Origin of the sequence: Nonomuraea muscovyensis, from assembly GCF_014207745.1 — a bacterium.
Classification (GTDB): domain Bacteria; phylum Actinomycetota; class Actinomycetes; order Streptosporangiales; family Streptosporangiaceae; genus Nonomuraea; species Nonomuraea muscovyensis.
In genome coordinates this window covers 3,279,425-3,302,974 of the sequence record NZ_JACHJB010000001.1, presented here as the reverse complement: position 1 = coordinate 3,302,974, position 23,550 = coordinate 3,279,425, and the positions used below count along the sequence as shown (strand labels likewise).

Genomic DNA, 23,550 nt, shown 5'->3' with positions numbered 1-23,550 from the left:
TCAGTCCCAGTCCAGACCCTTGCGGCGCCACACGTACGCGTAGGCGACGAGCACGGTGACGATGAACAGCAGCATCTCGACGAGCGCGAACACCCCGAGGCCCGAGGAGAGCACACCGCCCGCGTCGTTCTTCAGCGGCGCGAAGGACACAGCCCAGGGGTAAAGGAAGATGATCTCGATGTCGAACACGATGAAGAGCATCGCGGTGACCATGTATTTGAGCGGGAACCGTCCGCCACCGACAGGCTGGGGCGTCGGCTCGATGCCGCATTCGTAGGCGTCAAGCTTGGCGCGGTTCCAGCGCTTGGGACCGGTGAAGGGAGCGATGGCGACCGAGAAGATCGCGAAGCCCCCCGCGAGAACGGCGAGCACCAGGATGGGCACGTAAAGGTCCATCGCTACGCCTCCTCTGGAGCCACGCGCGCGAACGCGCAGCCTGATCTATGGATGTGCCTGGGTCTTGTGGGATTCATGCTGGCGGCGCGACCTTCGAGAGTGCGTTGATGATCTTGTCTGACGCATCGCCCCGCCGGTCGGTGAGATTACCAAGGAGTTTGAGCGCGAAGCGCATCAGCCTCGGGTGGGGCAGACCGTGGCGGGTGCCGAAGCTCATGACCCCCGGCTTCCCGATCGCCTCGACGAACCACCTGCCGAGCGTGAAGTAGCCGCCGTAGGCGTCCTTCAGCACCTGAGGATAGGTGCGCAGGGTCCGTTCGCGGTGCGCGGGCGTGGTGTCCTTGCGCAGTGCCCGTTCGATGACCTCGGCCGCGATCTCGCCGGTCTCCATGGCGTAGGCGATGCCCTCGCCGTTGAACGGGTTGATCGAGCCGCCGGAGTCGCCGACGAGCACGAGGCCGCGCGTGTAGTGGGGCTGGCGGTTGAACGCCATCGGGAGGGCGGCGCCGCGGATCGGGGCCGTCATGTTCTCCTCGGTGAAGCCCCATTCGGCGGGCATGGCCTTGCACCAGCGCTTCAGCAGGACGCGATAGTCGATGTTGCCGAAGTGGGCGCTGGTGTTGAGCAGGCCGAGGCCGACGTTGGCGGTGCCGTCGCCGACGCCGAACACCCAGCCGTAACCGGGCAGCAGCGTGTCGCCGTCCCAGAGCTCCAGCCAGGTCTCGAGATAGTCGTCGTCGTGGCGGGGGCTGGTGAAGTAGGTGCGCACGGCCACGCCCATCGGGCGGTCCTCGCGCTTGTGCAGCCCCATGCCGAGGGCCAGCCGGGTGCTGTTGCCGTCGGCGGCGACCACCAGGCGGCTGCGGTAGGTCGCGCCGTCCTTGGTCGTGACGCCGACGACGTGGCCGCTGCGGTCGTCGAGGACCGGGCCGGTGACGGTGACGCCCTGCATGAGCCGCGCCCCGGCCTGGACGGCGTTGGCGGCGACGATCTCGTCGAAGTCCTGGCGGGTGCGCACCAGGCCGAAGTCGGGGAAGCGCTCCAACTGCGGCCAGTCGAGCTCGAAACGAAGGCCGCCGCCGACGACCCGCAGGCCCTTGTTCCTGACCCAGCCGGGGGCGTCGACGTCGACGCCCATGTTGAGGAGCTGCTTGACCGCGCGGGGGGTCAGCCCGTCGCCGCAGACCTTCTCCCGGGGGAAGGTGGTCTTCTCGAGGAGCAGCACGTCGAGCCCGGCCCGGGCGAGGTAAAAGGCGGTTGCGGAACCGGCGGGACCGGCGCCGACGACGATGACGTCGGCGTCAGCCTGTGTGGCTGTGGGCACGGTCACGGGACTGTCCTGTCCTACACGCTTGAAGGCCTCGGGTTGTGTCGCCTTCGTTCCTTTGTGAACCCCTTCACAAACTTGTCGGCCCGCAGTCTACTGCTTTTCGTCTGGATAGTGGCAGTCGGGGCACGCCCTTTGACCCAACCCGTCCGTCACACCGGCTTGAACGCCCGATGCATGGCCACGATGCCCATCGTGAGATTGCGCCAGGCGACCCGTTGCCACCCTGCGTCGCGGATCACGCGGGCCAGCTTCGCCTGGTCCGGCCAGTCGCGGATCGACTCGGCCAGGTACTCGTAGGAGTCGTCATTGGAGCCGAACACCGTGGCCACCTTGGGCAACAGCTTCATCAGGTATTCGCGGTAGACCAGGTCGAAGGCCGGCACCGTCACGTGCGAGAACTCGAGCACGACCAGCCGCCCGCCCGGCTTGGCCACGCGCAGCATCTCGCGCAGCGCCTGCCCGGTGTCGTGCACGTTGCGCAGCGCCACCGAGATGGTCACCGCGTCGAAGCTGTCGTCGGCGAACGGCAGCCGCATCGCATCACCGGCGACGAACGGAACGCCCGGTCCGCTCAGCGCGTTGCCGCCGTGCCGCCGCACCCCCGTGCGCAGCATGCCGAGGGAGAAGTCGGAGGCGATCGCGCGGGCGCCCAGGGTCGTGAACGCGTCGGTGGACGTGCCGGTGCCGGCCCCGAGGTCGAGCACCACCTCGCCGGGCCCCGCGTCGACGGCCGCGGCCACGGCCTTGCGCCACAGCCGCACCTGTCCCAGCGAGATCACGTCGTTGACCAGGTCGTAGCGCCGGGCGGTGCGATCGAACATCGCGGCGACCTCGCCCGGCTTCTTGTCCAACTGAGCGCGCGTCATGGCCCAAGCCTATGGCCATACCGGCGATTGACGGAAAGTATCCACACCGCTACGGACAGTCTGCTAGAACTTGGCGAATGCTTGCCCGAGTCACCCTTGCGGCCGTGCTGGCCGCCTCCCCCACCGCGCACTCGCGCGTCGTCTCGGCCGACCCCGCCGACACCACGCCGCACGTGCTCGACGGCATCGTCAACGCGATCGCGCTGGTCGGCCGCACCGTCGTGGTCGGGGGGTCGTTCAGCGAGGTGAGCGACGCCGGGCGCACGGTGACACTGGCCCGCGACAACCTCTTCGCCTACGACCTCGCCACGGGCCGCGTCCTGCCCGGCTTCGCGCCGGAGGTTGACGGCCCCGTGTACGGCCTGGCCGCCGGCGACGCCGGCACGGTCTACGTGGGCGGCGACTTCCCCGAGGTCAACGGGCAGGCGGCCAGGTCGCTGGCCCGGCTCAGCCTGCGCGACGGGTCGCTGGTGCGCGGCTTCGCGCCGCGCGTCGCCGGGGGCATGGTCGCCACGCTGGCCCGGCAGGGCGGGCAACTGTACGCCGGAGGCGACTTCACCCGGCCGCGCACGGCGCTGGCCAGGCTGGACGCGAGGACCGGAGCGGCGGACCCGAGGTTCGCGATCACGCCGGGCGCGCCGCTGACGCCGCGCGTCAAGGTGCACGCGCTCGCGGTGGCGGGCGGCCGGCTCGCGGTGAACGGCAGCTTCACCACGCTCGGCGGCCGGTCGCGGCCCCAGCTCGGGCTGATCGACGTGAGTGGCCCGACGGCCGAGGTGGCCGCCTGGCGGACCTCGGCGTACGCACCGGCGTGCAAGAGGGTCTTCCCCTCCTACGTGCGGGGACTCGACTTCTCACCGGACGGGCGCTACTTCGTCGTCGTCACCACGGGAGGGGCGGCCACCGGCACGAAGCTGTGCGACACCGCCGCGCGGTTCGAGACCCGGGCGACGGCGGCCGACGTGCGGCCCACGTGGGTCAACCACACCGGTGGAGACTCGCTCTACGCGGTGGCGGTGACGGGGGCGGCGGTCTATGTCGGCGGGCACCAGCGATGGCTGAACAATCCCCGTGGCCGCGACTCGGCGGGGCCCGGCGCGGTGGCGCGCGAGGGGATCGCCGCCATTCATCCCGGCACGGGCAAGGCGCTCACGTGGAATCCGGGACGTGAGCGTGGGATCGGGGTCAAGGCGTTTCTGCCGCACCCGGGCGGCCTACTGGTTGGTAGCGACACGACGCGACTGGGACGGGAGTACCATGCCCGGATTGGCATGTTCCCCCTGACCTAGTCGTCGTGCGGCTTGGACCGGTTGAGCCTGCCGCTGAGTCGTGCGCTCATGGCGTCGCGCTGCTTCGACAGCAGCACGTAACTCACGATGCCGCTCACCAGGAACGACACCACGATCAGCACGAGCAGGTTTTGCAGGCCGAGCAGGTAGAGCACGCCGAAGGTCACCGCGAACAGAACGACGCGCAGCAGGGTGTAAACGAGAACGGGACGCACAACGTCGAGGTTACTCGGCGGACAGTGCGGTCGCTCTTCGCATCCGGCGCGAGCGCTGCTAGTGTTCACAGTCAGGGAGTTTCGTAAAGAAACACCCATGAGAGCCCCAAAGAGGCTCTATCATATAACAATCGGGCAGTCAGCTGATAACAACCCGTGATCTTTGTCGAAAACCACGGATAAATCAGGCTTCGCTCGACACACTGGTTACCTGTCCGCCCGCTGGCAGGAAGCGGGATGCGAGGGGGAGAGATTGGTGGAGAGTAGCAGCGAGCGTCTGCTGACCCCGGGAGAGGTTGCCGCCCTCTTCCGAGTAGACCCAAAGACGGTTACGCGCTGGGCTGCGGCAGGCCGCATCAGCAGTATCCGCACCCCCGGAGGGCACCGGCGGTTCCGCGAGTCGGAAGTGCACGCCCTTCTGCGTGGCGAGGATGTTCTGACGGCCGACCGGCCGGCAGGCGAGTCCCCGCGCGTGTGACGTTTCGTCATGGTGATCCTGCGTGTCAGGGTCACCGCGACGGGACGCCGTTCTGGAGATGTACGGCACGCCCGGGCGCCAACCGCCGAACGTGGCTGGCGCCTGTCCAGACCTCCCCCACGCCCCGGGCCCGCCCTGAGCGGCCTCCGCGTCAGCCTCTCTCCGGCTCCTGCTCCTGCTCCGCCGTGACCTGCCCGGCCTCGACCTGCCCGGCGTGTTCCGTCTTGAACGCCAGGAACTCCCGCTCCAGCTCCTCGTCGCCCTCCTGCCAGCGACCGCGCCGTTCGGCCAGTTCGTCCTCGGTCAGCGACTCCTTCAGCCAGCGGTCGTAGTCGGGGTCGCCGGGCACGACGTCCACGTAGGCGTTGCCGATCAGCCGCCCGTCCTCGCTGGTCAGGCTTCGCGGCACGCGCAGGGTCCCGTCAGCGAGCCGGATGACGTACATGCCCGATCACCTAGATTCCGTAGCGCCGGTTGAAGAACAGCATGACGTTCAGCGCCATCCGCGTGTCTCCGTTCAGCATGTCGACGAGGGCGGGCCGCTGGCGCGAGGCGATGGCGGCGAAGGCGTCGGCGAAGAACTCCTTGCGGCCCAGCCCTCCGCCCTGGCGGTGGAAGGACGAGGCCAGCAGGGGCATCACCTGCTCGTACAGTGCCACGAACTCCGGCGAGTCCGACACCCAGTCGCCGTATTGGGAGTCGATGTCGTCGATGGCGTGCCCCACCTCGTGCATCATCACGTCGGGTGTCGGCGACGGCCGGTCGCCCACGACGATCTTGCGGTCGCCGTACGCGCCCGCGCAGATGTCCCAGGTGGCCCGGCCGGACGGCAGCGGGGCGCCGCGCAGGTAGCCCATGTCGTCGAGGTCCGGCACGCCGCCCGGGCCGACGTAGATGCCTTCGAGCCCGTCGGCGAGCAGTTCCTTGAGCCGTTCGGGCAGCCGGGCGAGGCTCTCCACGGCGCGGACGATCTCCGCGGGCGGCGGGCCGAGGCGGGCGTCCCACTGGCGGTGCAGGATCGTCTCCAGCCTGCCGCAGTGGCGCAGCCCGTCACCCAGGGAGGGCGCCTCGGGGCGGTGCGGCCTGGCTCTCAGCGGTGTGTCGTCCAGCTCGAAGTCGTGCCAGGTGTACGCGGGGTGGTCCACCACGGCCGCCGGCAGCCGTTCGGCGCCGTCCCGCCGGCGGCGGTCCCGTGACCGGGAGCCCTCGCCGAGGTCGGGCAGGACGCGGTGCCAATCGCGTTCGGGCCGCGGGCGCCGGGAACGGTCCCGTCCCAGCCAGTCGCGCACGGACCTGTCCCGGTCGGGCCGGTCGTCGCGGTCGGGCCGCGTCTCGGAGCCGCCCGGGCCGCCTCTCACGTCCGGGGGCCGGCGAAGCAGTCCCTCGTCGTACGCCCAGAACGAGCGGTCGGCATCGGGTGGCGCCTCGCGGCGCCGCGAGAAGAGGTACGACCCGCGCCGCCACCAGCGGCCCCGCCGATGGCGGCCCTTGTCGGTCGAAAAGGCCATCGCACCTCTCCACGCCCGTGGCGCCCGCGCGAACCGCCGGACGGTCGGGGCTGCCCGGCGAGGGCTCCGCTGAATCGGGTTCCACGGTACGACGGGCACCTTCCCGAGTCACCCGAAATGGTGCATGTAGGTGACACGATCACGTCGCGGATGGCTTACAGTTCGGGCATGGCAGGTGTCCTGTTGGGTCTGGCTCTGTTGGCCTTCTGGCTCTATTCGCTGTTCGACGTGATCACCACCCCCGAGGAGGACGTCCGCAACGCCCCCAAGGCGCTGTGGCTGCTGATCGTCGCCCTGCTCCCCCTCGTGGGCGGCCTGTTCTGGCTGGCGCGCGGCCGCCCGCAGGCCGCCGCGCACCACACGCCGCGACAGCGGCAGCCCGGCAGGCCTCCGCGGCCGGCCCCCAAGGGTCCCGACGACGACCCCGACTTCCTCCGCGAGCTGGACCGCCGCATGCGCGGCGGCAGCGACGACTGAGCCGCCCCCGGGGTGACGTGCGGGGCTCCTAGCCGACGTCGGCGTAGCTGTGGAGCCCCGTGATGAAGATGTTCACGCCGACGAGGTTGAACAGCAGGCAGGCGAAGGCGACGAGCTGGACGATCGTCGCCGCGCGGCCCCGCCAGCCCGCCGTGACGCGGGCGTGCAGGTAGGCGGCGTACGCCACCCAGGTGATGAAGGACCAGACCTCCTTGGGGTCCCAGCCCCAGTAGCGGCCCCACGCCTTGTCGGCCCACAGCGCGCCCGCGATGACGGCGAACGTCCACACCGGGAAGGCCAGCACGATCGCCCGGTGGGCCACCCGCTCCAGGTCCTCCCGCGACGGCAGCCGCGACAGGCCGTCCCCGCGTACGAGGTAGAGGACGCCCGTGACCCCCGCCAGGATGAACAGACCGCTGGCCAGGATCGCCGCCGAGACGTGGATGGCGATCCAGTAGGAGTTGAGCGCGGGCACCACCGGCCCGGCGGCGGTGTAGAGGAACTTGACCGCGAAGCCGAGCCCCAGAGCCGCCGTGAGCATGACGAACGGGCCGAGGAAACGGACGTTGTACCGCAGGTGGGTGCCGAGGAACGCCGTCACGGCGGCGAAGCAGATGCCCACCACGAACTCGTACATGTTGGCCCACGGCCAGCGCTCCACGGCCAGGCCCCGCGTGACGATGGCGGCCAGGTTGGCCGCCCACGCCCCCCAGCCGAGCAGCAGCGCCACGAGGGCGGCCTTGGACGCCCACGTCGGCGACGCCGCGCCCCCCTCGACGCCGGCCGGGCCGGCGGCGGGCGGCTCGGCACCACCGCCGGCGCCCACGGCGACGGGCTCCCTGCCCCGTGCGGCGGCCGTGCCCGCGTGGGCCCGGCCGAACGCCAGGTCGAGCGCGAAGCCGATCATGGCCAGGAGGTAGAGCAGGACGGCGGCGAGGATGAAGAGGTCGCTCACCTCGGCCAGTTGCTCAGCGGGCATCCTTGTCTCCTGCTGATAGAACCTTCACGATGTCGGCGAACTCCTCGGTGAAGCCCGCCGCCGAACCCTCGGTGCGGGTCAGGCCGCCCACCTCGGCGGCGCCGTCCTTGATCCGCACCCACACCCGGCGGCGGCGGATCATCAGCGACAGCGCGATCGAGACGGTGGCGACCGCGGCGGCCACCAGGGCGGGCAGCCGCCCCGGGTCGTAGGCGATCTGGAGCGTCATCCACTCCTTGACGCCGGTGAACTCCAGTTTGCCCGCTCCGTTCGGCAGGTCGAGCGACTGCCCCACGGCCAGCGGCTTGGGCACGGAGGTGCCCATGACCAGCGGGTTGAGCTTCTTCATCAGCTCGGGCGGGGCCAGCTCGTACACCGACTGCGGCTTGCCCGAGCGCACGCCGAGGTCGCCGGAGAACGCCCCGATGACCTGCACCTCCGGCTGGAGCGCGCCGGGGAAGGCGGAGGCGTGGCCGCCGTCGGTCAGCGGCACGCTCGTCGGCAGGAACCTCAGCAGGAAGCCGAGCTGCTCGGGCCGGGCGTCGGGCGCCTTGACGACGCATCCCGAGGTCAGCGACGGCTTGTCCTCGATGAGGCACGGCACGGGCCCCTCGAAGGCCACCTGCCCCTTGCCGTCGGTGATCCTGAACTCGGGGGCGTAGCCGTGGCCGATGAGGTAGGTCTGCGTGCCGTCGATCTCCAGCGGCTCGTTGACCTTCAGCTCGTAGTCGCGTTCGCGCGCTCCGGGCGCGTCGCTGACCTTGAGGAAGGCGGAGTAGTCGAGCTCCTGCCCGCGCTTGTCGCCTTCGACCTGGTAGGTGGTCTCGAAGCGGTCGAGCCGGAAGGAGAACGGCTCCAGCGACTCGGCGGACACCTGGCTGCCGGGCATGTAGCGGTCGTAGGCGGCGACCGTGTTGGCGAACCCGTCGCCCTCGACGACGAGGACGTTGCCCCGGTAGCCGTACAGGGAACCGATCCCGACGGCGACCAGCAGGCCGAGCAGCGCGATGTGGAAGAACAGGTTGCCGGTCTCGCGCAGGTAGCCCTTCTCGGCGGCCACCCAGCCGTCGCCCGTCTCGACGCGGAAGCGCCGCCGGCGCAGCCGTGCGGCGGCCTGCTCGACGGTCAGGCCGCCGTCGAAGGACGAGAAGTGCGGCAGGCGCGACAGGTTGCGCGGCGCGGCCGGGGGACGCCGGCGCAGCTCGCGCAGGTAGGTCGTGGTGCGCGGGATGATGCAGCCGATCAGCGAGGTGAACAGCAGCAGGTAGATCGCGGCGAACCAGACCGAGCTGAAGACGTCGAAGAGCTGGAAGCGGTCGTACCACTCGGCGAGCGCGGGGTTCTGCTGGTAGAGCTGGGCGACCTGCTCCGGCTCGACGCCGCGCTGCGGCAGCAGCGAGCCGGGCACGGAGGCCAGCGCGAACAGGAAGAGCAGGATGAGCGCCGTCTTCATCGAGGTGAGGGTGCGCCAGGCCCACCGCAGCCAGCCCACCGGGCCGAGCCCGGCCGGGCGGGGCGCCTCCTGCTTGCGCAGCTCGTCCACCGTCATGGCGTCACCGTCATCAGATCACCGGCCTGAACCCGCCGACCAGCCCCTGCATGGACGCGATCATCTCTCCCCAAAGGCCGGTCACGAGCAGGATGCCCACCGCCACCATCATGCCGCCGCCGATCCGGGTGATCAGCCGCGAGTGCCGCCGGATGGCCTGGAACGTGCGCAGCGCCCTGCTGTAGGCCAGCGCGGCGACGACGAACGGCACCCCGAGCCCCAGCGCGTACGCGACGGCGAGCAGCGCGCCCCGTGACGCGCTGCCCTCGTTGAGCCCCAGCGCCAGCACGACGGCGAGCGTCGGCCCGATGCACGGCGTCCAGCCGAGCCCGAACACCACGCCGAGCAGCGGTGCCCCGGCCAGACCGGCCGAGGGCAGGCGGTGGATGCGCACGTCGCGCATCAGCCCGGGCAGCACGCCCAGGAAGGCCAGCCCGAGCAGGATCGTCAGCACGCCGATCACCCGCGTGATGACCTCGGCGTGGCCCAACATGGCCGCGCCGAGCCCGCCGAACAGCGCCCCGCTGAGCACGAACACCACCGCGAACCCGGCGACGAACAGCACGGTGCCCAGCACGAGCCGCCCCTTGCGGGGGTCGGTGCTCATCCCGGTCACGTACGACAGGTAGCCCGGCACCAGCGGCAGCACGCACGGCGACAGGAACGACACCAGACCCGCGAGGACCGCGATGGGCACGGCCAGCAGCAGCGAGCCGGAGGCGACGACGTCACTCATCGCGCACCTTGGTCACCGTGTTCATCAGGTCGGTGTAGCGCACCGCGCCGAGCGCCCTGGCGGCGATCCGGCCCTGCTTGTCGATGATCAGCGTGGACGGGATGGCGGCGGGCGGCACGGTGCCCTGGAAGGCGAGCGCGACCTTGCCGGGCTGGTCGAAGATGCTCGGGTAGCCGGTCTGCTCGGTGCGCTCGAACGCCAGCGCGTCGGCCTTGCGGTCCTTGAAGTCGACGCCCAGGAACTCGACGCCGCCGCCCTTGGTCTTGGCCGCGACCTCCTTGAGCACCGGCGCCTCGGCCCGGCACGGCCCGCACCACGACGCCCAGAAGTTCAGCACCACGACCTTGCCCTTGTGCGCGGCGAGTGAGGCGGTGCCGCCTTCGAGGGTCTCCCCTTCGACCGTGGGCGCGGGCTTGCGGTCGGCCGCGGCGAAGAGCTGCATCGTGCCGTCGCCCGCGACGAAGCGCGTGTCGCCCGCCTGGGGCTGTCCGGTCTGGCCGCTGCCCGCGCAGCCGGCCGCCAGCAGGGCCAGGAGGGTGAGGGAGACGAGCTTCGCGCGCACGGGGAAGATCTCCTTGTACTACAACCGGTAGAGCTTGCAACTCTACCGGCGTGACGGGCCGCCCAGGACGCAGGGGCACCCGCGCGGATCAGGCTCCGGGAATCGTCGGGCCCTTGACGAGCGAGCCGGCCGGCTCGCTGTAGCCGACGCTGACGAGCCGGTCGCCCTCGAAGGTGAACGTGGTGAGGCTGGCCAGCCCGCACTGCCTGCGTCTCGGGTCGTGCCAGAGCCTGCGCCGGCCCTCGGCGGCCATCCGGATCGCCCAGATGGGCAGCTGGTGGCTGACCAGGATCGTCTCGTGGCCGCGCGCCGCGCGCCTGGCGTCGTCGACGACCGACCGCATCCGCTGGATGATCGAGGGGTACGGCTCGCCCCACGAGGGGCGCATGGGGTTCCAGAAGTAGCGGTAGTTGCGCGGGTTGCGGAAGACACCCAGGCCCTGGCCGATCATGCGGCCTTCGAGCAGGTTGCCCGCCTCGATCAGGCGGTCGTCGAGGGTGACCTCCAGGCCGAACGTCGCCGCCAGCGGGGCCACGGTCTCCTGGGCGCGCTCCAGGGGCGAGCTGTAGAGGGCGACGACGTCGCGGGCGGTGACCGCCTTGGCGACGACCTCGGCCATCTGCCGGCCGGTGTCGGACAGGTGGTAGCCGGGCAGCCTGCCGTAGAGGATGCCCTCGGGGTTGTGCACCTCACCGTGCCGCATCAGGTGAACGACGGTGGTTTCAGCCATGGTGCGCCACAGCCTATCCGGCCGCGCCCTGCGAGCCACACCAGGGCGTGCGGGGTCAGCTCACGGCCCAGGAGTTCTCCTGGGTGCGGCTGGCTTCGGACAGCGCCTCGACGGCGGCCCTGATCGCCGGGCGGCGGGCTGCGTCGGTGCGCCAGATCGCGGAGATCCGCCGCGTCTGCCGGGGGCGGAGCGGGACGACGCTGACGCCCTCGGGCAGGAGGTCGCGGCCCAGCCTGGGGATGATGGCGCAGCCGATCCCGGCGGCGACGAGCGCCATCTGGGTCGGGTACTCGTCGGCCATGCAGGAGATCTCGGGCTCCAGGTCGGCGCTGCGCAGCGTGAAGACGAGCCAGTCGTGGCAGACGGTGCCGGGCGAGGAGCTGATCCACTGCTCTCCGCTCAGCGACGACAGCTCGACCTCCTTGCGGCCGGCCAGCGGATGGTCGGCGGGCACCACCACGTCGGCGATGTCGTCGAGCAGGGTCGCCTTGGACAACCCGTCGGGCAGGGCCATCGGGCGGTTCATCCAGTCCTGGACGACGCCGAGGTCGAGTTCGCCCCGCGCCACCTCGCGCACCACCCGCTCGGGCTCGCGCTCGTGCAGCAGGACATGCAGGTCGGGGTGGCGCCGCCGCATGCCGGTCAGCGCGGCGGGCATCAGCCCGCGCACCGCCGTCGGGAACGCCCCCATGTTCAGGCGGCCCACGACCTCGCCGCGCAGCGCCTCGAAGTCGGCCTCGGCGGTCTCCACCAGCGCGAGGATCCGTTCGGCGTGCTCGGCGAGCAGGCCGGCCGCGTCGGTGAGCCGGACGCCCCGGCCGTTGCGCTCCATCAGCCGGGCACCGGTCTCGCGCTCCAGCTTGGCGATCTGCTGGGAGACGGCCGAGGGGGTGACCATGAGCGCGTCGGCGGCGGCGCCGACCGACCCGTAGACGTGCACGGCGTGAAGAGCCTTGAGCCGGTTCAGGTCCAACATGTAAGCCAGCCTAAAGGGTTTAGCGTAGAAAGTCTCGCTTGTCCTTCAATCTGAAGTAGACGAAAATATATGCATGCGAATCCTTAACACGAAGAAGCACGCGTCCACGTCCGTCTCCTACCTCAAGGTCCTCGCCGAGCAGGCCCGCGAGCAGCGCATCCGCTACCAGAAGCCGCGCTCTGCGTGACACCGCGTCACCTGGCCCTGGCGATCGGCCTCGCGGCCGTCTGGGGCTTCAACTTCGTGGTCATGCAGGTGGGCCTGCGCCACTTCCCGCCCCTGCTGTACGCGGGGCTGCGGTTCGCCATGGCCGCCTTCCCCGCCCTGCTGCTGGTGGGCCGGCCGGGAGTGCCGTGGCGCTGGGTGGCCGGGGTGGCCGCGACGATCGGCGTCGGACAGTTCGGCCTGCTGCTGATGGGCATGCGGGCCGGCATGCCCGCCGGTCTCACCTCACTGGTCCTGCAGGTGCAGGCCCTGTTCACCGTGCTGTTCGCGGTGACCTTGCTCGGTGAGCGGCTCACCGCCCGGCGCGTCGCCGGGCTGGGCCTCGCCTTCGCCGGGCTGGCGCTCGTCGCCGTCGACTTCGGCCTGGCCGGACCCGCCGGCGCCTTCGCCCTGTGCGTGGCCGCCGCCGCGGCGTGGGGGCTGGGCAACGTGGTGCAGCGCCGGGCCGCGCCGCCCGACTCGCTGCGGTTCATGGTGTGGGTGAGCGCCCTGTCCGCGCCGCCCCTGCTGGCCCTGTCCCTGCTGGTGGAGGGCACGCCCAGCCTGTCGGCGCCCGCCGAGGGCTGGCTGTCGCTGGTGTACGTGGCGTTCGTCTCCACGCTGGGCGGGTTCGGGGTGTGGGGGTGGTTGCTGCGGCGCTACGACGCCTCGACCGTCGCGCCGTACACGCTGCTGGTGCCCGTGTTCGGCCTCTCCTCCGCCGCCCTGGTCACGGGCGAGCCCCTCTCCTGGGTCAAGCTCGTCGCGGGAGCGCTCATCGTCTGCGGCGTCCTGTACGCGGGCACCCGCCGGGCGCCCGCGCCGGCCGAGCCCGCGCCCGCCGTCCGGGGGGCGTGACGCTCCAGGTCCGCGGCACCGGCCGAGCGTCGCTCCGCTCAGCGAGGATCGGCGACGAACGTGGCGCGGAAGAGGCCCGCCAGGTGGTCGCCGTACCGCTCGGGCGACCAGCCCTTCTCGACGATCAGCCGTTCGAGCAGATCCCACGACATCAGGCCCCACAGCATGTCGGCCGCCGTCTCGACCGTCCACGCGCCGGCCAGCCGCCCCTCGTCCGCCAGCCAGGCCATGAGCCTCGTGCAGCCGAGATGCCAGTTGCGCATGGTGATCCCGCGCATCTGCGCGGCGTCCGGGTCGGTGCGGCAGGCTCGCTCCACAGCCAGCGAGACCGCCATGATCCTCGGGTGCGCCCTGGCCATGTGGTGCGCCCATTCCTCCAGAGCGCTCACCGCGTCCGGCCGGCTCCACACCAGGTCGAGCGAGGCCCTGAGATCCTCGGCGGCGCCGAGATGCCCGTACAGCGTGGTGAGCAGGTCGCCACGGGAGGCGAAGTGGAGATAGAGCGCCCGGTGTGAGACGCCGGCGCGCTCGGCGACGGCGGCCATGGTGGTCGCCTCGAAACCCTCTTCCTCGATCAGCTTGCGCGCGGCGGTCAGGAGGGCCTCCCGGGTGCGGCGGCTGCGCGCGTTCTGGGGCCGGTCGATGGCCGCCATGCCACCCCTCCCAACAACTTCATTCGATGTGAACTTCCCCTTGGTGCGAACTTCATGCTATCTGTAGATTCGGAACTACACACCGCATGAAGTTTTGGAACGAGGACGACACCATGACGGTCAACGTCGCAGTGATCTACTACAGCTCCACCGGCACCGTGCACGCCTTGGCGCGGGCGGTGGCCGAAGGCGCGGAGAAGGCCGGCGCCACGGTACGGCTGCGCCGGGTCGCGGAGCTCGCCCCGGCCCACGCCGTCGAGAGCGACCCCGCCTGGCAGGCGCACATCGAGCGGACCGCGGACATCCCCGAGGCCGCACTCGACGATCTCGAGTGGGCCGACGCCGTCCTGTTCGGCACCCCCACCCGATACGGCACGGTCGCCGCCCAGCTCAAGCAGTTCATCGACACCACCGGCCCGCTGTGGCAGCGGGGCCGCCTCGCCGGCAAGGTCTACGGCGCCTTCACCGCGGGTGCCACCGCGCACGGCGGTCAGGAAAGCACGCTGCTGTCCCTCGGCAACGTCTTCTACCACTGGGGCGGCATCATCGTCCCGCCCGGCTACACCGACCCCGTCCAGTTCCGGCTGGGCAATCCCTACGGCACCTCGTTCGTCTCGGCCATGGGAGGCGAGCCGGGCGAGGTGGAGCTGGAGGCCGCCGCGCACCAGGGGCGGCGGGCCGCCGCGACCGCCGCGCTGCTCGCCCGGAGCGCGGCATGACCGCCTGGCACCGGCGGGCCGCGCGCACGCCCGCCCCACCACGACGGAGGCTGTCCGTGTGGGCCCTGGCGTCGGCCATGCTGGTGGCCGCGGCGATGGTGCCGGTCGCGGCGGGCCCCACACCCGCCGGCGCGTCCACACCCGCCGGCGCGTCCACGACCGCCGGGACGGGCGCGGGCAAGGGCTGGACCGCCACCTGGACCGCATCGCCGCAGCGTCCGAGCAGGAGCTTCACCCCCAACTGGGCCGAGGAGGGCTTCACCCGCCAGACCGTCCGGCAGGTGGTCCGCATCAGCGCCGGCGGCCGCCTGACGCGCGTGCGGCTGTCGAACGCCTACGGCACGGCCCCGCTCAGAGTCACCGGTGCGACCATCGCCCGCACTGCCCGCGGCGCCTCCATCCGGCCGGAGACGCTGCACCACCTCACCGTCGAACGAGCTCGATCCTTCACCATCCCGGCCGGGGCGGAACTCGCCGGCGACCCGGTGGCGCTGCCGCTGAAAGCGCTGGACTCCGTGACGGTCACCCTTCACTTCGCCGCGCCGACCGGTCCCGCCACCTACCACGCACAGGCCACGGCCACCAGCTACCGGGCGGCCGGCGACCACCGGGCCGACACCAGCGCCACGGCCTTCACCGACACCTCACAGTCCTGGTACTACCTCAGCGCAGTCGACGTCATCGGCGCGACGCCGCGACGCCCTGGCGTGGTCGCCTTCGGCGACTCCCTCACCGATGGGTACGGCTCCACCCCCGGGGCCGACAACCGCTACCCCGACGAGCTCGCCGAACGGCTCTCCACCACCAGCCGGCCTCGCGCCATAGTCAACCAGGGCATCGCCGGCAACCTCGTGACGGTCGACTCCCCGCAGTTCGGCGACAGTGCCACGTCCCGGTTCGGACGTGACGTCCTCGCGCAGCCCCGCGTGGGCACGGTCATCGTCCTGGCAGGCACCAACGACATCGGCATGAGTGAGGCGCCCTCCCCCATCGGCGGGCCCGCCGTCGAGGTCCCGGCCCAAAAGGTCATCGCGGGGCATCTCAGTCTGATCCGGCAGGCCCGCGCCAAGGGGGTGCGGATCATCGGCGCCACGCTTCCGCCGATGAAGGGCTCCCGCTACCACACGCCGCGCAGCGAGAGAAAGCGGGAGGAGGTCAACACCTGGATCCGCACCTCCGGTCAGTACGACGCCGTGATCGACCTTGATCGCGCGCTGGCGTCCCCCACCGATGAGGATCAGCTCGACCCCGCCTACGACGCCGGCGACCACCTCCACCTCAACGATGCCGGCTACCGCGCCGTCGCCCACGCCGTCAACCCCGCCGACCTCGGCTGAACCGACCCGAAACCGGTCATGACGGGACTCGGCCCCTCGTCGCGTCCTTCACGACCACCCGAGAGGACACACCATGTCAGCCAATGTCGCTATGAGTTCCCACCGCTTCACGAGCACCGTCCGCCCGCCGGCCCTGGCCGCGGCCCGGCCGGCCGCTCCTGGCCGGGGCGCCGCAAAGGACACGGACCGGGCCGGCGCCGGGCGGGCGCCGACCACGTCTCTCCCCCGCCCCCGGGTCGCCGAGCGCGCCGCGCTGCTCGCCCGGAGCGCGGCATGACCGCCGCCGGAGCCCGCCGCCGCACGAGGGTCCTGGCGGTCGGCGGGGCGGTCCTCGCCGCCGTGCTCGTCGGCCTCGCCGCCGCCGTCCTGGGCATCGAGCTGCGGGTGGACATGCGCAACGGGCAACCGCCGATGGTGATCGGCCTGCCCCTCGTCGCCGGGTTCGCGCTCGCCTTCGCGCTGCTCGGCTGGGGCGCCCTGGCCGTCCTGGAGAGGTTCAGCGAGCGGGCGGCCACCATCTGGACCTGGCTCGCGGTGATCGTGCTGCTGGTGTCCTTCGTCCCGATCCTCTTCGCCGAGGCCACGGCAGGCGCCAGGACCGTGCTCGCCGCGATGCACCTCGCCGTCGCCGCCGTACTGGTCCCGCTGCTGCGTCGCCGCGGGTAGCCAGGTCGCTCGGGCGCCGGGCCGGGAGCGCTAGTGTGTCGCGGCGGCCGCCTTGGCGGCGGCGGGCAGGGCGTCGGCCACCCGGTTCAGCGCCTCGTCGTCGTGCGACGCCGACAGGAACCACGCCTCGTACGCCGACGGCGGCAGGTAGACGCCCTGGTCGAGCATACTGTGGAAGAACGCGGTGAACGCCGCCGTGTTCTGGCTCCGGGCCCCGGCGAAGTCACGGACCTCCTGGTCGGTGAAGAAGACCGAGAACAGGTTGCCCGCCCGCTGCAACCTGTGCGGCACCCCGGCCGCGGTGAGGGCGTCGGAGGCGGCCTGCCCCACGGCCAGCGCCGCCGCGTCCACCGTGGCGTAGGCGTCGGCGTCGAGCGCGCGCAACGTGGCCAGGCCCGCGGCGCACGCCAGCGGGTTGCCCGACAGCGTGCCCGCCTGGTAGACGGGTCCCTCCGGGGCGAGCCTGGCCATGACGTCGGCCCGCCCGCCGAACGCCGCCGCCGGCAGCCCGCCGCCCATGACCTTGCCGAACGTCATCAGGTCGGCGTCCACCGGGTCCAGGCCGTACCAGCCCGCCGGCGACACGCGGAAGCCCGTCAGCACCTCGTCCATGATCAGCAACGCGCCGTTGGCGGTGCACAGCTCGCGCAGCCGCGCGTTGAAGCCGTCACGCGGCGGCACCACGCCCATGTTGGCCGGGCACGCCTCCGTGATCACGCAGGCGATCTCGGCCGCCGCGAACGCCGCCTCGACCGCCGCGACGTCGTTGTACGGCAGGACGATCGTGTCGGCCGCCGACGCCCCGGTCACCCCAGGCGTGTCGGGCAGCCCGAACGTCACCACGCCCGACCCGGCCGAGGCCAGCAGCGCGTCGACATGGCCGTGGTAGCAGCCGGCGAACTTGATCACCTTGGACCGGCCGGTGAACCCGCGCGCCAGCCGCACCGCGCTCATCGTCGCCTCGGTGCCCGAGCTGACCAGGCGTACCCGCTCCACCGGTGCGACCCGGGCGGCGATCTCCTCGGCCAGCTCCACCTCCCCGGGGGTGGCCGCGCCGTACCCGAACCCGTGGGAGACCGCCTCCGTGACCGCCTCGACGACGGCGGGGTGGCGGTGCCCCAGGATCATCGGCCCCCAGGAGCAGACGAGGTCGACGTAACGGTTGCCGTCCACGTCGGTGATGTAGGGCCCCTCGCCGGAGGCCATGAAGCGGGGCGTGCCGCCGACCGCGCCGAACGCGCGGACCGGCGAGTTGACGCCTCCCGGCACGAGGGCGCGGGCGCGGGCGAACAGGTCCTCGGACTTCTGTGTACGGCTCACGCGCTCCAGGTTAGTCGCGGACGGCCGCGGTCCCCCATGCGGTGGGGCGCGCGTACATCCAAAGTCGGTCCCCGAGAATCGGACCCCGGGATGACGACACTCGCCCGATTTCCGGAGACCATCTCCTTCATGGCCCCTCCCACATCCCCGACCACCACTCCCCGCCTGGCCTTCACGGGCGCGGGGCTGACCGTGTTCGCCGCCGCCTACGTCTGGCTCGTGGCGACGGGCCACACCTCGATCACGGGCTCCGCCGACCCTGGCGCGTCGGGCATGTCCCTGTGGGCGGCCATCCTGCCCCCGCTGGCGGCGCTGGCGCTGGCCCGCCTGGTGCCGCCCCGGGTGGAGCCGCCCCGGCCGCTCACCGGCCTGCCCGCCTCCCGGCTGCGCGGCGAGGCGTGGATCCTGGTGGCGCTGGCTCTGGTGATGGCCTGCCTCGCCCCGTTCGCGTCCCGCGCCGGCCTGCTCTACCCGGTGGTCAAGGTCGTCGTCCTGCTGGCCGGTCCCCTCCTCGCCTTCCGCCTGCTGCGCGGCGACGGGCTCGCGGCCAGGGCGATTCCCGCCCCGGTCACCTGGCTGGCCCCGTTACCGGCGGTCGTCGTGTGGTTCCTGCTCTCCCAGGTGGGCCCGCTCGCCGTGCCGCTGACCCAGGAGCTGCCCGACCCCGTCGTCCTGGTCATCGGGTCGCTGATCACGCTGCTCACGGCGAGCGTGCTGGAGGAGGTGTTCTACCGGGGCTGGCTGCAGACCCGGCTGGAGGCCCTGTACGGCAGGTGGCCGGCGATCCTGGGCTCGTCCCTGCTGTTCGCCCTCATGCACACCTCCCACGTACGCCCCGACGCGCCTTTGCTGGGCCTGGCGAGCATCGTCGCCTTCCAGGGCGTCTTCGGCCTCATGCTGGGCTACCTGTGGTCCCGCTACCGCAACATCTGGGTGATCATCCTCATCCACGTGATCACCAACCTGGTCTTCGTCCCCCTCCTCCTCGGCCGCTGACCCCGTCCGCCACAACTCTGCGAACCGGCCCCGGCCACCGGCCAGGCCGAGTGAGCGACCCCCAGATCCACGAGGACGAACCACCCCCCACCGGCCACCCCGCCCCGCTCCACCACCCATCGATCCGCTCTGCCAGGCCGGCGGCCCTTCACCCAGACCGGCATCCGGCGGCCGGACAGCGGCTCCCGTCAAAAGATCACGGCGCGCCGGTCTAGTCGGCCAGGCGTTCCAGGATGCGCAGCGGGTCGGGGAGCGGGCGGCCGTCCGGGGCGCGGAGCCAGGAGACGGGCTGGCCGTTCGGCAACGTGGACGGCGGGGCGAGGACGTAGCTGTCGCGGCAGTGCCAGCGGAGCCCCGGCGTGGCGTCGATGGTGGCCGGATCGCAGTCGAGGTGACACGACCACCACTCGTCCTCGTCCTCCGGGTTTCCCCGGGTCGCCACATAGAACAAGACCCGGTCGCCGTTGGCGGCGACCGGGCCTGAGTGGACTCCCTCGGCGTCGAGGCGGGACAGAGCCGTGAGACCGGTGGCGAGGGGTACGTCGAACACGTCGAACACCGTGCCCGTGGGCAGGATCACGTTGGCTTCGGGCTCCAGCCGCCACCAGCGCGCCAGCAGGGTGGCGTCAGTGGTGGCCTGGAGATGCCAGGCGGGCGAGAGCGGGTGCGCGCCGGGGTCGGGACAGCCGAGCCGGTCGCACGAACACGCCCGCGACCCGCGCCGCAGGGGAAAGGCCCCCGGTACGGCCGGCCACCCCAGGGCGGCATAGCCCAGGACGGAGTCGATCCGGGACGGCCGGGATCGTTTTCTGGTACGCCGAGCGAGTGGTGCCCCCACCATGGTGTCTCCCGTCGATCCGTGCCTTGAAGGTTCCCGGCTCCTGGCCATGGGCTCACGCGGGACACACCAGCACTAGTCGTCACAGTTTATCGCACACGTCCCATGACCCGACGGGAATCCCCACGTTGAAGACCGTGCGCCCTCCAGAGGGCCCGCCCAGCCCACCCCCGCGCCGCGAAAACCCCACAGACAACGGCGTGGCGCGCGGAGGCTCACCCACCCACTCTCGCACGCCCCCGAACCACACCCCCACCCCGCCCCGGCCCCGTGCCCGGCGACCCCGCGAACGCCCACGGGATGTACGGGAGTCCTCACCCGCAGCTCGCGCGGCCGGACGCGCGGCGGCACCTGGGCCGACACGAGCACGGGCGAGCCACTCTCGTGCCAGTGCGGCGCGGAGTGCGCACGGATCCACCGGAGCGGGCCAAAAGCAGGCGGACCCTCTGGGGCGGGGTCAGAGGCGGCGGGCGACCTCGGTGGCCCAGTACGTGAGGATCAGGTCGGCCCCCGCCCGCCGGATCGCCACCAGCGACTCCATGATCATGCGGTCCCGGTCGATCCACCCGTTCGCCGCGGCCGCCTCGACCATCGCGTACTCGCCGCTGACCTGGTAGGCCGCGACCGGCACGGCCACCTCGTCGCGGACCCTCCTGATGACGTCGAGATAGGCCAGGGCCGGCTTGACCATGACCGCGTCGGCGCCTTCGGCCAGGTCCAGGCGGACCTCGCGCAGCGCCTCGTCCAGCGGCCCGGCCGGGTCCTGCTGGTGGGTGCTGCGGTCGCCGAACTGCGGCGCGCACTCGGCGGCGTCGCGGAACGGCCCGAAGAAGCTGGAGGCGTACTTGGCCGAGTAGGCGAGGATCGGCACCTGGGCGAAGCCGTCGGCGTCGAGCGCGGCGCGGATGGCCGCGACCTGGCCGTCCATCATGCCGCTCGGCGCGACCATCTGGGACCCGGCGCGGGCCTGGGCCACGGCGATGGAGGCGTAGCGTTCGAGCGTCGCGTCGTTGTCGACGTCGCCGGACTCGGTGAGGATGCCGCAGTGCCCGTGGTCGGTGAACTCGTCCAGGCAGGTGTCGGCCATCACCACGAGGGCGTCGCCGACCTCGGCGGTCACCTCGCGCAGCGCCACCTGGAGAATCCCGTCGGGGTCGTCGGCGGCCGAGCCGCGGCTGTCCTTGACCGCCGGGATGCCGAACAGTATGACCCCGCCCACCCCGGCCTCGGCGGCCTCGTGCACCGCCTTGCACAGCGAGTCGCGGGTGTGCTGGAAGACGCCCGGCATCGAGGCGACCGGAGCCGGCTCCTCGATGCCCTCCTTGACGAACAGCGGCAGGATCAGCTCGGCCGGGTGCAGCCGGGTGCCCGCCACCATCCGCCGCAGCGCGGCGGTGCGGCGCAGCCGTCGCGGACGGGCGGTCGGGAACTGCGCACTCACTTGGCTCTCCTCCGGGCTCCTCTGCGGTTCAGCGACGGCCGTCGGGGCGTGTCGCCCGCGGCGAGCGCCGCCTGACGCTGCTTGGCGCCGTACTCGGCGAGCGCGGCGGCGAGCGCGGAGGCCGAGGGCTTGTCGGCCATGACGTCCACGCGCAGCCCGAACTCCTCGGCGGTGCTCGCGGTCTGCGGGCCGATGACGGCGATCACAGTGACGTTGTGCGGCTTGCCGGCGATGCCGACGAGGTTGCGCACGGTCGAGGAGGAGGTGAAGAGCACGGCGTCGAACCCGCCGCCCTTGATCGCCTCCCGGATCGGCGCGGGCGGCGGCGCGGCACGCACGGTGCGGTAGGCCGTGACGTCGTCGCACTCCCAGCCCAGCTCGGTCAGCCCGGCGACCAGCGTGTCGGTGGAGATGTCGGCGCGCGGGAGCAGCACGCGGTTGATCGGGTCGAGCATCGAGTCGTACGGCGGCCACTCGGCGACCAGGCCCTCCGACGACTGCTCGCCCGACGGCAGCAGGTCGGGCTTGACCCCGAACTCGATCAGGGCCCGCGACGTGGCGTCGCCCACGGCCGCGACCTTGAGCCCGGCGAACGCGCGGGCGTCGAGGCCGTACTCCTCGAACTTCTCGCGCACCGCCTTGACGGCGTTGGCGCTGGTGAAGGCCACCCACTCGTAGCGGCCGGTGACCAGGCCCTTGATGGCGCGGTCCATCTGCTGCGGCGTGCGGGGCGGCTCGACCGAGATGGTCGGCACCTCCTCGGGCACCGCGCCGTAGGAGATGAGCTGCTCGGACAGGCTCTTGGACTGCTCCTTGGTACGCGGCACCAGGACGCGCCAGCCGAACAGCGGCTTGGTCTCGAACCACGACAGCTTGTCGCGCATGCCCACGGCGTCGCCGACGACCATGAGCGCCGGCTCGGTGAAGCCCGCGTGCTTGAGGTCGGCCTGCAGCCGGCCGAGCGACGAGACGACCGTGTGCTGCTCGGTGGTGGTGCCGCCGCTGGTGACGGCGACGGGCGTGGTGTCGGCCCGGCCGCCCGCGATCAGCGCCTTGCCGATGGCGACGGCGTCGGTGAGGCCGTTGTAGACGACCAGGGTGCCGGGACAGGCGGCGTGCGAGGCCCAGTCCTGGTCCTGGGCGGCGTCGACGACGCGGAACTCGGGCACGATCGTCGCCGGCGGGATGCCCGCGTAGGTGAGCACGGCGGTCGCGGGCGGGACGCCGGGCACGATCTCGAAGTCCACCTCGGCCGCGGTGCAGGCCGCGACCTCCTCGGTGATCGAGGAGAACAGCATCGGGTCGCCCTCGCACACGCGCACGACGAAGCGGCCCGCCTGGGCGTGCTTGACGAGGTCGGCCGCGGCCACCTCGACGCCCTCGCGGCAGTGGCGCAGCAGCGGACCGTAGCGTTCCTCGTCGAGGACGACCACGTCGGCCTTGCCGAGCAGCTCGGCGGCGCGGAGCGTGAGCAAATTGGGATCACCGGGACCGGCGCCGACGAAAGCGACGAAGCCGGAGGTCGGACTATCGGGGCTCAATGGGAATGCTCCCCCATCAATCTGTCGGCCCCTTCGGAGATCATCTCGGCCGCCAGTTCGTGGCCGAGAGCGACAGCCTCCGAAGGAGAGCCGGCGGCGGACTTGCGGACCGCCTCTGAGCCGTCGATGGCGACGACCAGGGCGGTCAGGTTGAGAGTCTGCCCGTCATCGAGCGCGAACGCACCCACGGGCGCCGAACAGCCGGCCTCCAGGGCGGCCAGGACGACCCGCTCGGCCGTCACCGCGGAGCGCGTGCGCGGGTCGTCGAGCACCGAGAGGAAGTCGACCAGGTCCTCGCGCTCGGAGAGGCATTCCACGGCGAGTGCGCCCTGGCCGGGAGCCGGCATCAGCTCCTCGACCTCGAAGATCTGCGCGATCTCGGAGGTGCGGCCGATGCGGGTCAGGCCGGCCGAGGCGAGCACGACCGCGTCGAGCTCGCCGGAGGTGACCTTGCCGATCCGGGTGTCGGCGTTGCCGCGGATCGGAACGTACTCGAGCTCGGGGCGCAGGGCGCGGAGCATGGCGACGCGGCGCGGCGAGCCGGTGCCGACCTGGGCACCGGCGGGCAGTTCGGCGAACGGCACGCGCCCGACCAGCGCGTCACGGTGGTCGTGCCTGGCGGGCAGGGCGGCGAGCGCGATGCGCGGGTCGGGCTTGGTCGGCAGGTCCTTCAGCGAGTGGACGGCGAAGTCGATCTCGCCCTCCAGGAGCTTGTCACGCAGCGCGCTCACGAACACGCCCGTGCCGCCGAGCTGGGCCAGGTGGGCCTTGGACACATCACCGAACGTGGTGATGCCGACCAGCTCGATGGCCCGGCCGGTGCGCTCGGTGTAGGCGTCGGCGACCATCTGCGACTGCGTGGTCGCCATCAGGCTGCGCCTGGTCC

At 71.9% G+C, this 23,550-nt stretch carries 27 protein-coding genes; 9 read left to right on the top strand and 18 right to left on the bottom strand.

The features are described 5' to 3' along the window. The 3 genes from FHU36_RS15735 to FHU36_RS15725 all read right to left on the bottom strand — a co-directional run bounded on the left by FHU36_RS15735 (position 1) and on the right by FHU36_RS15725 (position 2,592). Positions 1-396, bottom strand: coding sequence for an NADH-quinone oxidoreductase subunit A (locus tag FHU36_RS15735; protein ID WP_185084404.1), 396 nt, complete (start codon positions 394-396; stop codon positions 1-3). A 73-nt stretch (positions 397-469) separates the two neighbouring features. Next, positions 470-1,726, bottom strand: a complete 1,257-nt coding sequence (locus tag FHU36_RS15730; protein ID WP_185084403.1) for a geranylgeranyl reductase family protein — start codon at positions 1,724-1,726, stop codon at positions 470-472. A gap of 149 nt (positions 1,727-1,875) precedes the next feature. Beyond that, positions 1,876-2,592, bottom strand: a complete 717-nt coding sequence (locus FHU36_RS15725; protein ID WP_185084402.1) for a demethylmenaquinone methyltransferase — start codon at positions 2,590-2,592, stop codon at positions 1,876-1,878. A gap of 77 nt (positions 2,593-2,669) precedes the next feature. Here FHU36_RS15725 and FHU36_RS15720 point away from each other — a divergent pair, with 77 nt between their 5' ends. Continuing rightward, the gene (locus FHU36_RS15720; RefSeq protein ID WP_185084401.1) at positions 2,670-3,881 is read left to right on the top strand and encodes a hypothetical protein; all 1,212 of its coding nucleotides are present in this window, start codon (positions 2,670-2,672) and stop codon (positions 3,879-3,881) included. Here the strand turns inward: FHU36_RS15720 and FHU36_RS44425 are convergent. Continuing rightward, positions 3,878-4,096: a DUF4229 domain-containing protein gene (locus tag FHU36_RS44425; protein ID WP_185084400.1), complete on the bottom strand. Its 219-nt coding sequence runs from the start codon at positions 4,094-4,096 to the stop codon at positions 3,878-3,880. The two genes, FHU36_RS15720 and FHU36_RS44425, sit on opposite strands and share 4 nt — an antisense overlap. Positions 4,097-4,352: 256 nt before the next feature. Here FHU36_RS44425 and FHU36_RS15710 point away from each other — a divergent pair, with 256 nt between their 5' ends. After that, positions 4,353-4,574, top strand: coding sequence for a BldC family transcriptional regulator (locus tag FHU36_RS15710; protein ID WP_026214226.1), 222 nt, complete (start codon positions 4,353-4,355; stop codon positions 4,572-4,574). A gap of 151 nt (positions 4,575-4,725) precedes the next feature. On the opposite strand, the gene FHU36_RS15705 is transcribed toward FHU36_RS15710, so the two are convergent. Further along, positions 4,726-5,019, bottom strand: coding sequence for a hypothetical protein (locus FHU36_RS15705; protein ID WP_185084399.1), 294 nt, complete (start codon positions 5,017-5,019; stop codon positions 4,726-4,728). A gap of 10 nt (positions 5,020-5,029) precedes the next feature. Next, the gene (locus FHU36_RS15700) at positions 5,030-6,082 is read right to left on the bottom strand and encodes a hypothetical protein (protein ID WP_185084398.1); all 1,053 of its coding nucleotides are present in this window, start codon (positions 6,080-6,082) and stop codon (positions 5,030-5,032) included. A 168-nt stretch (positions 6,083-6,250) separates the two neighbouring features. Between FHU36_RS15700 and FHU36_RS15695 the strand changes: the two genes are divergently transcribed. Beyond that, positions 6,251-6,559, top strand: a complete 309-nt coding sequence (locus FHU36_RS15695; RefSeq protein WP_246502056.1) for a PLD nuclease N-terminal domain-containing protein — start codon at positions 6,251-6,253, stop codon at positions 6,557-6,559. A 28-nt stretch (positions 6,560-6,587) separates the two neighbouring features. On the opposite strand, the gene ccsB is transcribed toward FHU36_RS15695, so the two are convergent. The 6 genes from ccsB to FHU36_RS15665 form a co-directional block, all read right to left on the bottom strand. After that, positions 6,588-7,538, bottom strand: a complete 951-nt coding sequence (gene ccsB / locus FHU36_RS15690) for a c-type cytochrome biogenesis protein CcsB (RefSeq protein ID WP_185084396.1) — start codon at positions 7,536-7,538, stop codon at positions 6,588-6,590. Beyond that, entirely contained in the window at positions 7,528-9,087 is a 1,560-nt protein-coding gene (resB, locus tag FHU36_RS15685; protein ID WP_185084395.1) for a cytochrome c biogenesis protein ResB, read from the bottom strand. The genes ccsB and resB overlap by 11 nt, the downstream gene beginning before the upstream one ends. Before the next feature lie 13 nt (positions 9,088-9,100). Continuing rightward, a complete protein-coding gene (locus FHU36_RS15680; protein ID WP_185084394.1) occupies positions 9,101-9,823 on the bottom strand; it encodes a cytochrome c biogenesis CcdA family protein in 723 nt (240 codons plus the stop codon). Further along, positions 9,816-10,385 carry a TlpA family protein disulfide reductase gene (locus FHU36_RS15675; protein ID WP_185084393.1) on the bottom strand — a complete coding sequence of 190 codons (570 nt, stop codon included), beginning with the start codon at positions 10,383-10,385 and terminating at the stop codon, positions 9,816-9,818. Before FHU36_RS15675 ends, FHU36_RS15680 begins: the two co-directional genes overlap by 8 nt. An 88-nt stretch (positions 10,386-10,473) precedes the next feature. Next, positions 10,474-11,115, bottom strand: a complete 642-nt coding sequence (locus FHU36_RS15670; protein WP_185084392.1) for a histidine phosphatase family protein — start codon at positions 11,113-11,115, stop codon at positions 10,474-10,476. A gap of 55 nt (positions 11,116-11,170) precedes the next feature. Next, a complete protein-coding gene (locus FHU36_RS15665) occupies positions 11,171-12,091 on the bottom strand; it encodes a LysR family transcriptional regulator (protein WP_185084391.1) in 921 nt (306 codons plus the stop codon). A gap of 183 nt (positions 12,092-12,274) precedes the next feature. Here FHU36_RS15665 and FHU36_RS15660 point away from each other — a divergent pair, with 183 nt between their 5' ends. Further along, positions 12,275-13,153, top strand: a complete 879-nt coding sequence (locus tag FHU36_RS15660; RefSeq protein ID WP_185084390.1) for an EamA family transporter — start codon at positions 12,275-12,277, stop codon at positions 13,151-13,153. 38 nt (positions 13,154-13,191) lie between these two features. Here FHU36_RS15660 and FHU36_RS15655 read toward each other — a convergent pair whose 3' ends face one another. Continuing rightward, positions 13,192-13,806 carry a TetR/AcrR family transcriptional regulator gene (locus FHU36_RS15655; RefSeq protein ID WP_185084389.1) on the bottom strand — a complete coding sequence of 205 codons (615 nt, stop codon included), beginning with the start codon at positions 13,804-13,806 and terminating at the stop codon, positions 13,192-13,194. A gap of 86 nt (positions 13,807-13,892) precedes the next feature. On the opposite strand from FHU36_RS15655, the gene wrbA reads away from it, so the two are divergent. The 4 genes from wrbA to FHU36_RS15635 all read left to right on the top strand — a co-directional run bounded on the left by wrbA (position 13,893) and on the right by FHU36_RS15635 (position 16,528). After that, the gene (wrbA, locus tag FHU36_RS15650; RefSeq protein ID WP_246502055.1) at positions 13,893-14,525 is read left to right on the top strand and encodes an NAD(P)H:quinone oxidoreductase; all 633 of its coding nucleotides are present in this window, start codon (positions 13,893-13,895) and stop codon (positions 14,523-14,525) included. Then, the gene (locus tag FHU36_RS15645; RefSeq protein ID WP_185084388.1) at positions 14,522-15,862 is read left to right on the top strand and encodes an SGNH/GDSL hydrolase family protein; all 1,341 of its coding nucleotides are present in this window, start codon (positions 14,522-14,524) and stop codon (positions 15,860-15,862) included. The genes wrbA and FHU36_RS15645 overlap by 4 nt, the downstream gene beginning before the upstream one ends. A gap of 91 nt (positions 15,863-15,953) precedes the next feature. Then, positions 15,954-16,139, top strand: a complete 186-nt coding sequence (locus tag FHU36_RS15640) for a hypothetical protein (RefSeq protein WP_185084387.1) — start codon at positions 15,954-15,956, stop codon at positions 16,137-16,139. Beyond that, a complete protein-coding gene (locus FHU36_RS15635) occupies positions 16,136-16,528 on the top strand; it encodes a DUF6069 family protein (RefSeq protein WP_185084386.1) in 393 nt (130 codons plus the stop codon). Before FHU36_RS15640 ends, FHU36_RS15635 begins: the two co-directional genes overlap by 4 nt. A 30-nt stretch (positions 16,529-16,558) precedes the next feature. Here FHU36_RS15635 and hemL read toward each other — a convergent pair whose 3' ends face one another. Next, positions 16,559-17,848 (bottom strand): glutamate-1-semialdehyde 2,1-aminomutase, encoded by a 1,290-nt coding sequence (gene hemL, locus FHU36_RS15630; RefSeq protein WP_185084385.1) that lies wholly within the window; start codon positions 17,846-17,848, stop codon positions 16,559-16,561. A gap of 129 nt (positions 17,849-17,977) precedes the next feature. Here hemL and FHU36_RS15625 point away from each other — a divergent pair, with 129 nt between their 5' ends. Next, on the top strand, positions 17,978-18,844 hold the full coding sequence (locus tag FHU36_RS15625; RefSeq protein WP_185084384.1) for a CPBP family intramembrane glutamic endopeptidase: 867 nt from the start codon (positions 17,978-17,980) through the stop codon (positions 18,842-18,844). A gap of 211 nt (positions 18,845-19,055) precedes the next feature. Here the strand turns inward: FHU36_RS15625 and FHU36_RS15620 are convergent, their stop codons facing one another. From FHU36_RS15620 to hemC, 4 genes are all read right to left on the bottom strand, one after another. Beyond that, positions 19,056-19,685 carry a bifunctional DNA primase/polymerase gene (locus FHU36_RS15620; protein ID WP_185084383.1) on the bottom strand — a complete coding sequence of 210 codons (630 nt, stop codon included), beginning with the start codon at positions 19,683-19,685 and terminating at the stop codon, positions 19,056-19,058. A gap of 454 nt (positions 19,686-20,139) precedes the next feature. Then, a complete protein-coding gene (gene hemB / locus FHU36_RS15615) occupies positions 20,140-21,123 on the bottom strand; it encodes a porphobilinogen synthase (RefSeq protein ID WP_185084382.1) in 984 nt (327 codons plus the stop codon). After that, complete coding sequence (locus tag FHU36_RS15610; protein WP_221495904.1) at positions 21,120-22,664, bottom strand: bifunctional uroporphyrinogen-III C-methyltransferase/uroporphyrinogen-III synthase; 1,545 nt, start codon at positions 22,662-22,664, stop codon at positions 21,120-21,122. The genes hemB and FHU36_RS15610 overlap by 4 nt, the downstream gene beginning before the upstream one ends. Then, positions 22,661-23,533 carry a hydroxymethylbilane synthase gene (hemC, locus tag FHU36_RS15605; RefSeq protein WP_221496360.1) on the bottom strand — a complete coding sequence of 291 codons (873 nt, stop codon included), beginning with the start codon at positions 23,531-23,533 and terminating at the stop codon, positions 22,661-22,663. The genes FHU36_RS15610 and hemC overlap by 4 nt, the downstream gene beginning before the upstream one ends. Positions 23,534-23,550: the final 17 nt, after the last annotated feature.